Origin of the sequence: Acidilutibacter cellobiosedens, from assembly GCF_004103715.1 — a bacterium.
In the GTDB taxonomy this organism is placed as follows: Bacteria; Bacillota; Clostridia; order Tissierellales; family Acidilutibacteraceae; genus Acidilutibacter; species Acidilutibacter cellobiosedens.
Genome location: NZ_CP035282.1, coordinates 3,539,548 through 3,551,208, shown reverse-complemented (window position 1 = coordinate 3,551,208; position 11,661 = coordinate 3,539,548). Strand labels below are relative to the sequence as shown.

Here is an 11,661-nt window from a genome sequence, read left to right as displayed (position 1 = left end):
TTTGTACTCTTATATATTGAGAGGAAGTGAAAATATGGACTTGGCAGAATTGGTAAAAAAAGCACAGCATGGAGATAAAGACGCATTAGTTCAATTGATTATGGACAGAAAAGCAGAATATTATAGACTTGCGTATATATATGTAAAAAATGAAGAAGATGCTTTAGACATTATGCAGGATATGATTTTGATTTTATATCAAAATATACATAGATTAAAAAAAGAAGATTCCTTTTATAGTTGGAGTAAAACTATTTTGGTAAATTGCTGTAAAAGATATTTAAAAATAAAAGGAAGAACAATATTAATAAATAGAGAAAGTGAATTTGAGAAGGAAAGTGTTTTTGAAGATAAAGATGTGGAAGAAGAAATGATTATTGAAAAATGCATGTCTCATCTTAGTCGAAAACATCAAGAAGTCATAAAAATGAGATATTTTTTAGACATGGACTATAAGGCCATAGCCAAGATATTGAAAATTCCTATAGGAACTGTGAAATCAAGAATAAATGCCGGGATTAAAAATTTAAAAAGAATGGTGGAGGTGGAGATGAATGAATGATTTAGATAGATTCTTTGAAAAAAAAAGAATAGAGATGGAAATGATAAATGTGCCGGAAGAATTGGAATTAAAACTTAGATCTGCCTTAAATAATACTCCTCCTCATTTGAAGTATTCTAAAAAATTTAAAATAAAATGGGCGGCGATAATTGTTGCAGCAATTATTTTAGGAAGTAACATTGACACTTTAGCATTCTATGGGAAAAAATTGGTGGGATATGAAGGAGTTATGAACGGAACATTAAGTCAACTAAATGAGCTGGGAAAAGGACAGATAATAGGCAAGAGTTATACATTTGAGGACGGAACGGCAGTCACATTAGATGGTGTAATGTTAGATGAAAACCAGCTTTTGATTTTTTACACTATAAGGAGCGGCAATGTTTTAGAATTCCTGAATGTTGATAATAGCAACATAAGCGGAATTGCAGGAGAATATATGACGGAATCGGCTCAAGGAGAAATAGATAAGGAGAATAACGAAGTTAAGTGGATAGCATCCTTTAGTACCCCTCATTTTTTTGAAAAGAGATTAAAATGGGAATTTGAAATAGAAAAATCGGGAGAAAATGAAAAGGGAGAAATCTCATTTGTCTTGGATAGAAATAAGGCTATGGGTTATACATTAAAAAAGCATTTAAATGAAAAGGTCAAAGTAGATAATGCCACTATAAGATTTCAGTCTATTACGGCATCTCCTACTACTACAGTTGTAAAAGGTAAGATTCAAAATATTATAGAATTGGCTGCAGATCAAATAACAGGGGAAAGAATCAGACCATATAATTTGGATATTAAAATATATGCTAATGGGAAAGAAGTATCTATTCAAGGATCAGAAATGACTACTGATATAAAAGGAATGAAATTCAGCTTTGAATACGATGCTCTTCCTAAGAATTTGAAAGAATTACAGATAAAACTTGTTAGCTTTGAAGCAGATTATGATGCTTCTGAATCAGTAAAACTTGAAAGAAATGAAAAGTCACAATCTGTTGAAATAAATGGCCAGAAAGTTGAAATTAATAAAGTATATGAAAAGGGCGGAGAAACATATATCAATATTACTACAGAAGAAAATGTGGCTCTTTCAAAGGTGAACTTGACTGCTGATGATAAGGATTTGAAACTTCAGGGAACTATTCCGGGGAAACATGAGAAGAAGATTTTAAATGATAAGGAAAGTATGATAACATATACAAGAACATTAAGATTTAATGGAACAGGGGAGGAATTAACGTTAAATATCAACTCAATAAAATATAATAAAATGTATAACAAAATTATAGATATACCTATGAATTGATGTCACGTATAGAAATATAAAATTAAACGAAATAATTTGTTCTTCCAAAATTTACAATCTCAAGTTCTATTCCTTCCGAATCTTTAAAAAAGAAACTATAATAATCCTTACAATATTCGGGATAAAATTGAGGTTTGTGTACAACGGTGGCTCCAATTTCTTTTATTTGTTCATATAGTATATTAACATCAGAAGGAGTGTCCACATAAAATGCGACATGGTGGAGAGAGCCAGGTTTTCTTCTGCTTATTTTCTCATTAACATATGGGGATCGTGGATTTACAATGCCAAAGGAAAAATTATTATGATGATATTCTATAATTTTGTATTCATGATCAGGGATATCATCTTTTTCTTTATTTTTTAAATCAAATCCCAATAAAGGCATTAAAAGATCATAAAATTTTTCTGCCCGTTCAAAATCAGAAACGGTTATATGAATGTGGTCAATTACAGGTTTCATTTATATTTTCCTCCTTATACAATTATATTAATCTATATTTCAATGAAAACATAATTTTAACGTTTTCCTCCAAACTATCCAATTCAACTTAATTTTACATTTATATAAGTCAAAAGTAAATTAAAACAGTATATTGTATATTGAGAAAAAGATATAAAAAATTTATATTCTATATATTGTATATGAATAATAAAAATGATATGATTAAAGTGTTATTATATATAAGATTAAAACCATTACACATCATTCCTCATATTAGGAATTTGTTTGTAGATTAGGTTTTAAATCTTAAATCCAGGTAAAAGGAGGAATGGTGAAATGGCAGATAAAACTTTAGTATGTAAAGATTGTGGAAAAGAATTTATATTTACAGAAGGAGAGCAAACATTTTATAAGGAAAAAGGTTTTGAGAATGAACCCCAAAGATGTCCCGAATGTAGAAGAAAAAGAAAACAACAAAGAAATAATGGCAGAGGATTCGGAAGATAGGTTACCATCTTATTAGCAACCTATTGATATCAAGGAGTAGAACTTTAAGCAAAAAAGGATACTGATTTTGGCAGTCCTCCAGTAAAGATGTTTACGAGAATCAAAATTATTTTGCATTACAGCAAAATGATTATGAAAGAATTGTAAATAATCTTTACTGGAGGATTTGCTTTTTATGAGTAAGATTGATGATTTGTTGTAGCGTCTGGCAAAGGAGCGTCCACAGGTCAAAACTTGTGGACGTTCTGCACTGTGTGTCTATATTACTTTGTTTTCTTAGTATATATACTAGTCGGCGTTGTTCAGCACATAGGCCCATGTCGTGTCAGGCTCAATGATTAAACTGTGGCCTGCATTAGAGAAAAGCATGGAAAGATGGATGACCAGCAGAAGCTTCCGCTCCTGTTTCGGCAGCTGGCTCCACAGTGCTTTATGGATTAGGTTTCGCATACCGCCTTTCTCAAACCGGCCGCTTTCGATAAAGGACAGCAGTTGCAGGTACAGCACCATACTTCCAGCCCTCCGTGATCTTCTCTACTTCCTCAAGCTGCATGCCGGTGAGGGAAATGCCAGCTTGCACAATGATAAATCGCTATCCGTACGGTAAAATCTCATTTGGCTGTCACTTTTTTATACTTATATACTCCATTATAGTTTCCTCTTAAATGGATAATCTTTTTATTTATTATATTTCTTGTAAGCAAAATATTCAAGCGAAAGAAATAAAGATTTGATAAAATCGAACGACAGGAGAGATTTTTAACTTTATGGACGGAGTTTAGGACAAGAGAAAAGCCGCAGGATACAACAAACCATCCTACGGCAAATCTTAAAAACATAATACATCCTTATGGAAAGTAACCTTAAATGAAGTGACTTTTTTTATTTTGAACAAGCTATGTCGTCAACATTTAAGAGATCGATGCTGCGTTCAATGGTGTTACCGTCCTCATCAGGCAGAGAAACAGACATGAGAAGCTCGGTATATCCATTTTTATTTCAATGGAATACATTTGTCTGCCAACCCAAGACTTGTTTTCATTTTGTCGTTGGACAGATGGACGCTCATACCGAAGCCGTTTTCCTCCAATTTGCCGGCAATAATGATATTCCACTGTGTACTTTCGGGATAATTTTTCGGAACAGTAAAGGTAATCTTATTATTTTTATAAGTAATTCTCTGAATCAGTTGGTCAACAGCTTCTTTAGCGGTAAGAGGCTGTTTTTTACACCCTGCTGCAATGGCAATGATAAAAATAGCGATAAGTAAAACGGAAATTAACATTTTAGACTTCTTTGCAATCATGGTAATTCGTTCACTAATCTTTTTGATTCTTCTCAGTTATATAATATTATATATTTATTATAATGGGAAAAGTTTTGCAAAGTCAACTTTTTGAGGATTTAATAATTACTATTTTTGCCTATTAAATAAATATTAATTGTTTACATTATATATTTGATTTTTTTATAGTTTGTAAAAATTTTCATATAACCCCGATTACCATTAATATAATTTACTATTGATAATAATAAGGAGGTTATTTTAATGTTATATATTAAAAGGAAGGTCCTATATATAATGGTGATAGCAATTATAATGTCAATTTTTATTCCAAAATTTATTTTTAAATATAAGGCAGTTTCGACTTATGCAAATAAAAAGTCGTACATAGCCTTAGTAATAGATGACTTGGGAGAACACGGAGACGGAACAGATGAACTTTTAAAGTTGGATATTCCTGTTACTGTAGCAGTAATGCCGTTTTTGGAATGTTCTAAGGAGGATGCGGAACTTTTTCACAATGTCGGGTTCGAAGTAATTCTTCATCTTCCAATGGAATCGGAAACCGGAAACAAAAAATGGCTTGGACCTAAACCTATTACTTCTTCTATGACAAACGAAGAGATAAGAAATGTGGTTAATGAAGGTCTTGATGAAATCAAATGGGCAAAAGGAATAAATAACCATATGGGTTCCAAATCTATTAAAGACGAAAGAATCATGGCTGAAGTATTGAAGGTAGCCCAGGAAAATAATTTGTTTTTTTTAGATAGTAAAACAGGAACTATTACCGTTGCAAAAAATATATCGGAGAAATTAAACGTAATGTACTTTGAAAGGGATATATTTTTGGATAATTCAAAATCCGAAAAAGAGATAACAAAGGCAATGGATAAATTAGAAGATATTGCTAAAAGTAAAGGCTATGCTGTTGGCATAGGACATATAGGCGGTCAGGGAGGAAAAGTAACGGTAAATATCATAAATAAAATGTCTAAGGAAATGAAAAATAGAGGGATAGAATTTGTATACTTATCGGAACTCAAAAGAATTGCCGATGGCAGTGAAAAAGTTAATGCAGATTAATACAAGAAAGAGCCATTGATTTTACAGGGAAAACCGTAGGTAGAAAACTTATTAAAATAGATAGGGATGATTTGCCCCTATCTATTTTAATAATATTTTTAGTGGAGGTAGGTTATTTGTTTACCTGTGTTATGTTAGAAAGTGTTTTTTTATTTTTATCAATTATAATATTAATCTGTTTATGTTAAGTCCCGTTTAAAATTATGTTAACTATAAGTTAATTATTTTAGGGGTAAGACGAATTTATAATATTTTTCTTGTGTTACTGAAATAATAAAGTTATACTATACTAAGTGAATAAACAAGGAAGGAAGTTGTAATTATACATGAGGAAAATGAAATTCGAAGATTTAAATTTATCAGAAGAAGTAATAAAGTCAGTATCTGATATGGGATTTGAGGAGGCATCTCTTATTCAATCCCAAGCAATACCATATATTTTAGAAGGGAAAGATGTGATAGGCCAGGCTCAAACGGGAACCGGGAAGACATCAGCTTTTGGAATACCTATTATTGAAATGTACAGTGGAAAGGATAAAATACTTCAAGCAATTGTTTTGTGTCCTACAAGAGAACTTTCCATACAAGTAGCAGAAGAGATTAAAAAACTTGCTAAATATAAAAAAGATTTTTATGTTCTCCCTGTATATGGGGGGCAACCTATAGAAAGACAAATTAAAAGTTTGAAAAAAGGAGTTCAGGTAGTAGTTGGTACACCCGGGAGAGTTATAGACCACTTAAATAGACATACATTGAAAGTTGAAAATATAAAAATGGTGGTTTTAGATGAAGCAGACGAGATGTTTGACATGGGGTTTAGAGATGACATTGAACTTATATTAGGTAAGATGCCGGAAGAGAGGCAAACCGTATTTTTTTCCGCAACTATGTCCAATGAAATAATGAAATTTGCTAAGCAATTTCAGAAAGATCCTAAATTCATAAAGGTAGTGCACAAGGAACTCACTGTTCCTGAAGTTGAACAATATTATTTTGAATTAAAGCAGAATATGAAAACAGAAGTATTATCAAGGCTTATAGATATATATAATCCAAAACTTTCTTTGGTTTTTTGCAATACAAAAAAAGGCGTAGACGATTTAGTTATGGAACTTCAAGGCAGAGGATATTTTGTAGACGGACTTCACGGGGATTTAAAGCAAACTCAAAGAGACAAGGTTATGGGTAGGTTTAGGAGCGGAAATATTGATATTCTTGTAGCAACGGATGTAGCGGCGAGGGGTATAGATGTAGATGATATAGATATTGTATTTAATTATGATATTCCCCATGATGAAGAATATTATGTTCATAGAATAGGAAGAACAGCAAGGGCCGGAAAATCCGGAAAAGCATTTAGTTTTGCAGTGGGAAGAGATATATACAGGTTAAAAGATATTCAAAAGTATACTAAAACTAAAATTACTCGTCAAGAAATTCCCACTTTAACTGATGTTAAGGAAGTAAGAACAAATATCCTTATAGAAAAAATCAAGAAGATAATGGAGAAGGATGAATTATCCTACTATAAAAAGATAGTTGACTCTCTGTTACAAGATGAATATGATTCCGTAGATATTGCTTCTGCAGTACTGAAGCTTTATATAGGAGAAGATAAGCAACAAAAAGATGATGAGATAAATGAAAAGAAGTTTAAAGTAGATTCTTCAAAGATGGTAAGGTTATATATAAATGTTGGGAAGAAGAAAAATGTAAGCCCAAGACATATTATCGGAGCAATAACTGAAGAAACGGGTATTTCGGGAAGATTGATAGGTAAAATTGATGTGTACGATAAATTCACCTTTGTCGAAGTACCTGAAGAATTAAAAGATGAAATACTCACCAGATTACAAAAAAAGAAAATAAGAGGAAATAAAATAAATATAGAAGTTGCAAATCCGAGAAGAAAATAAGGAACAAGGGGAAAAGCAGAAAATACCATCTTCAGTGGTTCTGACTTATCCCCTTGTTGTATATATACACATAACTGCGGGATGGAAATAGCACAGAAGAACCGTCCCCTTGTGTTATGAAAATGAGAATTATTTTCAATAATAACATAAAAAATGATTTATATATAAAAATAGATGGTATAATATTTATGAGTAATTTGTTATAGGGTATTTTATATCAAAAATTTCTAAGAGGTGATTTTGGTAATGAAAAAGAAATTCTTTTTGTTAATTTTAAGTTTAGTTTTAATATTATCAATAGTTTCCGGATGCAGCAATAAAAATGCAGGGGATGAAGTTTCAACAGCCCCTAAAGAAGAGCAGGAGCAGCCTAAAACCCTGAAATTCAGTTTTCCTGATGGTCTTCCGGCTTTAACGGCTGCAAAGCTTGATAAAGAGAATCCAGCTGTAGATAAAAATGTAACTATAAATTATGAGCTTTTGAAAGCTCCCGATGTACTTGTATCAAGTATTTTAAAAGGGGAACCAGATATAGCCATAGTTCCTTCCAACTTAGCGGCTCAGGCTTTTAATAAGGGTATGGCTTATAGATTAGCCGGAACGTCTACATGGGGTTCCTTGTATATGATAAGTACTGAAGAAATAAATTCTTTTGAAGATTTAAAGGGAAAAGAGATATATTCTATTGGAAAAGGCTTAACTCCGGATATAGTTTTAAGATATGTTTTATCTGAAAATGGTATAGATCCGGATAAAGATGTAACTATCACTTACTTAAATGCGGCTACGGAATTAGGACCGGCCTTTCTTAGCGGGAAAACAAATTTAGCGGTTTTGCCGGAACCTTTAGCTACTACAATACTTACAAAGAAAGAGAATGCAAAAGTAATTTTTGATTTAAACAAGGAATGGGCAAACTTAACAGGGATTGATGAAGGATATCCTCAATCAAGTTTAATAATTAAAGAAGATTTAATAAAAGACGATCCGGAATTTGTGAGTAAATTTTTAGAAAAATATAAAGAGAGTTCGGATTGGGCAATGGGAAACTTAGGACAATTGGGAGATTATGCAAAAGAATTGGGAATAAGTGTTGAAAAAAATGCAATAGTTAATGCAAAAGAAAAACTTAATATTAGGTTTACTGAAACAAAAGATTGTAAAGATGCATATGAAAAATATTATGAAGTATTAATGAATTTTGAACCTAAAACTATAGGAGGAAAATTACCTGATGAAGGGTTGTATTTTGAAAGATAGGAAATATTTTATTATTTCGGGATTATCTATTCTGCTTGTTTGGATAATCGCGTCAAAATATGTAAATAATGAAGTGATAATTCCTTCTATTAAAAATACTTTTATTAGTTTAACAGATATAGTGAAAGAGGAATATTTCATCAATACCGTAAAATCTACATTATTAAGAAGCCTTGCAAGCTTCTTAATTTCTTTAATATCGGCAATAATATTGGGTATTTTATCTTATATATTTAAAGCTGTATATTATATAATGAGTCCTGTATTAAAATTTTTAAAATCAGTACCAACTATGGCTATTATTATATTGGCACTTATATGGCTTACCAATGAAGCGGCACCTGTATTTGTAGGATTTATTATGGTATTTCCAATATTGTATGAAAGTGTTCTAAAGGGCATATCAAATATAGATTTTAAAATAGTTGAGATGTCAAAGCTGTATAAGGTGGATACAATTACAATGGTCAGAGAGATATATGTTCCAAGCATTTTTTTTAATATTAATTCTGTATTAACTTCTACATTGGGGCTCAGTTTAAAGATGGTAATAGGAGGAGAAGTATTAGGCCAACCTAAATACGGCATAGGCAGTAGCTTGCAGCTTCAAAAAATGTACCTCAATACGCCGGGAGTGTTTGCGTGGATTATAATTATATTAGTGATTATAAATGTTTTTGATTATGTATTAAGCTTTTTGGGAAAATTAATCGGAAATAATAAATGGAAGTGATAATGTGGGATATGAGGTTAGCAATATACATAAAAGTTATGGAGATTTAAAAGTATTAGATGATGTAAGCATTAAGTTTGAAAAGAATATGACTACATGTATATTAGGCCCGTCCGGTTGTGGCAAAACCACTTTGCTTAATATCATATCCGGCATGCTTCCTGCTGATAAAGGTAAAGTGATTGGATTTGAAAATGAAAATATTGGATTTGTTTTTCAGGAAGATAGGCTTATTCCATGGAAAAGTGTTTATGATAATATAGATTTTGTTATAAGAGGAAAAATTGATAAAAAAAACAGGAGGGAGATTATAAATAAATATTTAAATTTAGTAGGATTGGAATATTATAAAGACTATTATCCGAATAGTTTAAGCGGAGGAATGAAACAAAGAATCAGTATATTAAGGGCTTTCATATATCCTTCGGAGATACTTATAATGGATGAACCTTTTAAATCTTTAGATATCAATACTAAAGAAGTTGTTACAAAATTTTTTTTGAATTTAAAAAAATCGAGAGATAAAACATGTATCATTGTAACTCATGATATTGAAGAAGCAGCAATCCTTGGAGATAATATTACTATATTTACCCAAAAACCTACTAAAGTGCAAAGGATTATAAAAAATCGTCTTTCTTTAGAAGACAGAATAAAAAATAAAGAAGAATTAGATAAATTGAAGAAAACAATAGAAGGGGAGTTTGTATTCTAAAATTTTATTTATAAACTGTATTGCATATTTTTGGCTTCTGATGTATATTATATAAGTAATCTAAATGCAAATGGGACGCATTTGTATTTAAAATTAAGGAGGTCTGATGTGCAATGAAAAAGTTTAATATTAAAATTTTGTGCTTAATAATGGCAATAGTGATGGGTTTGATGTTGTTTTCAGGTTGCGGCAAACAAGATGACAAAGGAAAGACAGGTGAAGTTACACAAAATACAAATGATAATAATGGGAACAAAAAACTTTCGGTCTATGCAAGCTTTTATGCAATGTATGATTTAACAAAGAAAGTAGGAGGAGATAAAATAAATTTGGTGAATTTAGTCCCTTCAGGGGTAGAACCCCATGACTGGGAACCGACTCCTAAAGATATTGCAAACCTTGAAAAAGCGGATCTACTTATTTGCAACGGTGCGGGAATGGAAGGATGGCTGGATAAAATATCCGGATCTTTGGATAATGATAAATTGGTTATTGTTGATACTTCTAAAGATATAAAGCTATTAGAGGGACATGAAGAGGATGAAAATTTAAAGTATGATCCTCATGTATGGCTCAATCCGATGAATGCCAAAAAACAAATGGAAATTATAAAGGATGCACTTGTTAAAGCTGATGAAACGAATAAGGATTATTATGAAAAAAATTATGAAGAATATGTAAAACAATTGGATGAGTTGGACCAAGAATATAAAGACGCTGTGGCTACATTTACGAAGAAAGAGATTATTGTATCTCATCAGGCATTCGGATATTTGTGCGATGCCTACGGATTAAAGCAAACTCCCATTGAGGGGTTGACTGCTGATGCCGAACCTTCACCGGCTAAAATGGCGGAGATAGTAAAATTTGCAAAGGAACATGATGTAAAATATATATTTTTTGAAGAATTGGTAAGCCCTAAAGTCGCTGAGACCATAGCTCAAGAAGTAGGGGCACAGACAGAAGTTCTTAACCCATTGGAAGGTTTGGAGGATGATGATATAAAGGCGGGAAAAGAATATATTTCCGTAATGAAAGAAAATTTGGAGGTACTTAAAAAAGCGTTACAGTGAAAGGAAAATTGTAGCAATGGATAACATAATCGAAGTAAACAACTTAAGTTTTGGGTATGGGGAGAAGTTTATATTAAAGGACGTAAGTTTTTCGGTAAGAAGAGGGGATTTTTTGGGCATAATCGGAGCTAATGGTTCCGGTAAAAGTACCCTTATGAAATTGATGCTAAAAATATTAACTCCTTTGAGCGGTAACATAAAGATGTTTGGACAGAATATAGAGGATATAAAGAGCTGGAACAAAATAAGCTATATTTCTCAGAAACTGAACTTCTTCAACAGTAGTTTTCCGACTACTGTTGAAGAAGTTGTTGAAGCCAACCTTTTTTCTCAGATTGGTCTTTTTAAAAGGCCTAAGAAATGCCATAAAGAAATGGTGTATCAGATATTGGAGAAAGTAGGCATGGAGGGTTATAGAAAAATCCTTATAGGGAATTTATCCGGCGGAGAACTTCAAAGGGTATTTATTGCAAAGGCATTAATCAACAACCCTGAAATTTTATTCTTGGATGAATCCACTGTAGGCATTGATGCTAAATCTGAAGAAACAGTGTATTCTCTTCTTACCGATTTAAATCGAAATCATGGGTTGACGATAATACTGATCACTCATGATATTTTTCAAATATCACATATTGCAAATAGAATTATCTGTTTAGGGAAAAATGGGTTACTCGAACAGGATTTAAAAAACGGCATGACGGAAGATATTTTAAAGGAAATATACGGACAGAGTTTAATTGATTTTAAAGATAAAAGGTGGGATTGAGTTG

General features: G+C 31.8%; 13 protein-coding genes. 10 read left to right on the top strand and 3 right to left on the bottom strand.

The genetic code is table 11. The annotated features are described in order from the left end of the window. The first annotated feature begins 34 nt into the window (after positions 1–34). Together EQM13_RS17125 and EQM13_RS17120 are read left to right on the top strand one after the other, a co-directional pair. Positions 35–562 carry an RNA polymerase sigma factor gene (locus tag EQM13_RS17125; RefSeq protein WP_128753337.1) on the top strand — a complete coding sequence of 176 codons (528 nt, stop codon included), beginning with the start codon at positions 35–37 and terminating at the stop codon, positions 560–562. Beyond that, entirely contained in the window at positions 555–1,868 is a 1,314-nt protein-coding gene (locus EQM13_RS17120; RefSeq protein ID WP_128753336.1) for a DUF4179 domain-containing protein, read from the top strand. Before EQM13_RS17125 ends, EQM13_RS17120 begins: the two co-directional genes overlap by 8 nt. Before the next feature lie 22 nt (positions 1,869–1,890). On the opposite strand, the gene EQM13_RS17115 is transcribed toward EQM13_RS17120, so the two are convergent. Continuing rightward, entirely contained in the window at positions 1,891–2,331 is a 441-nt protein-coding gene (locus EQM13_RS17115; RefSeq protein ID WP_114219603.1) for a VOC family protein, read from the bottom strand. 318 nt (positions 2,332–2,649) lie between these two features. Here EQM13_RS17115 and EQM13_RS17110 point away from each other — a divergent pair, with 318 nt between their 5' ends. After that, positions 2,650–2,820, top strand: a complete 171-nt coding sequence (locus tag EQM13_RS17110; protein ID WP_071139390.1) for a zinc-ribbon domain-containing protein — start codon at positions 2,650–2,652, stop codon at positions 2,818–2,820. A 288-nt stretch (positions 2,821–3,108) separates the two neighbouring features. Here EQM13_RS17110 and EQM13_RS17105 read toward each other — a convergent pair whose 3' ends face one another. Together EQM13_RS17105 and EQM13_RS17100 are read right to left on the bottom strand one after the other, a co-directional pair. Further along, entirely contained in the window at positions 3,109–3,330 is a 222-nt protein-coding gene (locus EQM13_RS17105; RefSeq protein WP_128753335.1) for a hypothetical protein, read from the bottom strand. A 484-nt stretch (positions 3,331–3,814) separates the two neighbouring features. After that, entirely contained in the window at positions 3,815–4,126 is a 312-nt protein-coding gene (locus EQM13_RS17100) for a hypothetical protein (RefSeq protein ID WP_128753334.1), read from the bottom strand. Between the two features lie 243 nt (positions 4,127–4,369). Between EQM13_RS17100 and EQM13_RS17095 the strand changes: the two genes are divergently transcribed. The 7 genes from EQM13_RS17095 (at position 4,370) to EQM13_RS17065 (ending at position 11,657) form a co-directional block, all read left to right on the top strand. Continuing rightward, positions 4,370–5,191, top strand: coding sequence for a divergent polysaccharide deacetylase family protein (locus tag EQM13_RS17095; RefSeq protein WP_128753333.1), 822 nt, complete (start codon positions 4,370–4,372; stop codon positions 5,189–5,191). Positions 5,192–5,526: 335 nt separating this feature from the next. Next, complete coding sequence (locus EQM13_RS17090) at positions 5,527–7,107, top strand: DEAD/DEAH box helicase (RefSeq protein WP_206172742.1); 1,581 nt, start codon at positions 5,527–5,529, stop codon at positions 7,105–7,107. Positions 7,108–7,353: 246 nt separating this feature from the next. Beyond that, positions 7,354–8,367, top strand: a complete 1,014-nt coding sequence (locus EQM13_RS17085) for an ABC transporter substrate-binding protein (protein ID WP_071139384.1) — start codon at positions 7,354–7,356, stop codon at positions 8,365–8,367. Further along, positions 8,342–9,100, top strand: coding sequence for an ABC transporter permease (locus tag EQM13_RS17080; RefSeq protein ID WP_071139383.1), 759 nt, complete (start codon positions 8,342–8,344; stop codon positions 9,098–9,100). Before EQM13_RS17085 ends, EQM13_RS17080 begins: the two co-directional genes overlap by 26 nt. Before the next feature lie 4 nt (positions 9,101–9,104). After that, on the top strand, positions 9,105–9,815 hold the full coding sequence (locus EQM13_RS17075; RefSeq protein ID WP_128753331.1) for an ABC transporter ATP-binding protein: 711 nt from the start codon (positions 9,105–9,107) through the stop codon (positions 9,813–9,815). 113 nt (positions 9,816–9,928) lie between these two features. Next, positions 9,929–10,888 carry a metal ABC transporter substrate-binding protein gene (locus EQM13_RS17070; RefSeq protein WP_071139381.1) on the top strand — a complete coding sequence of 320 codons (960 nt, stop codon included), beginning with the start codon at positions 9,929–9,931 and terminating at the stop codon, positions 10,886–10,888. 16 nt (positions 10,889–10,904) lie between these two features. Then, positions 10,905–11,657, top strand: coding sequence for a metal ABC transporter ATP-binding protein (locus EQM13_RS17065; RefSeq protein WP_128753330.1), 753 nt, complete (start codon positions 10,905–10,907; stop codon positions 11,655–11,657). Positions 11,658–11,661 lie beyond the last annotated feature (4 nt).

What these genes read in the sequence shown, in the direction of transcription:
- EQM13_RS17125 (WP_128753337.1), top strand. Translation starts at nt 35, where the DNA reads ATGGACTTGGCAGAATTGGTAAAAAAAGCACAGCATGGAGATAAAGAC.
- EQM13_RS17120 (WP_128753336.1), top strand. Translation starts at nt 555, where the DNA reads ATGAATGATTTAGATAGATTCTTTGAAAAAAAAAGAATAGAGATGGAA.
- EQM13_RS17115 (WP_114219603.1), bottom strand. Translation starts at nt 2,331, where the DNA reads ATGAAACCTGTAATTGACCACATTCATATAACCGTTTCTGATTTTGAA.
- EQM13_RS17110 (WP_071139390.1), top strand. Translation starts at nt 2,650, where the DNA reads ATGGCAGATAAAACTTTAGTATGTAAAGATTGTGGAAAAGAATTTATA.
- EQM13_RS17105 (WP_128753335.1), bottom strand. Translation starts at nt 3,330, where the DNA reads ATGGTGCTGTACCTGCAACTGCTGTCCTTTATCGAAAGCGGCCGGTTT.
- EQM13_RS17100 (WP_128753334.1), bottom strand. Translation starts at nt 4,126, where the DNA reads ATGATTGCAAAGAAGTCTAAAATGTTAATTTCCGTTTTACTTATCGCT.
- EQM13_RS17095 (WP_128753333.1), top strand. Translation starts at nt 4,370, where the DNA reads ATGTTATATATTAAAAGGAAGGTCCTATATATAATGGTGATAGCAATT.
- EQM13_RS17090 (WP_206172742.1), top strand. Translation starts at nt 5,527, where the DNA reads ATGAAATTCGAAGATTTAAATTTATCAGAAGAAGTAATAAAGTCAGTA.
- EQM13_RS17085 (WP_071139384.1), top strand. Translation starts at nt 7,354, where the DNA reads ATGAAAAAGAAATTCTTTTTGTTAATTTTAAGTTTAGTTTTAATATTA.
- EQM13_RS17080 (WP_071139383.1), top strand. Translation starts at nt 8,342, where the DNA reads ATGAAGGGTTGTATTTTGAAAGATAGGAAATATTTTATTATTTCGGGA.
- EQM13_RS17070 (WP_071139381.1), top strand. Translation starts at nt 9,929, where the DNA reads ATGAAAAAGTTTAATATTAAAATTTTGTGCTTAATAATGGCAATAGTG.
- EQM13_RS17065 (WP_128753330.1), top strand. Translation starts at nt 10,905, where the DNA reads ATGGATAACATAATCGAAGTAAACAACTTAAGTTTTGGGTATGGGGAG.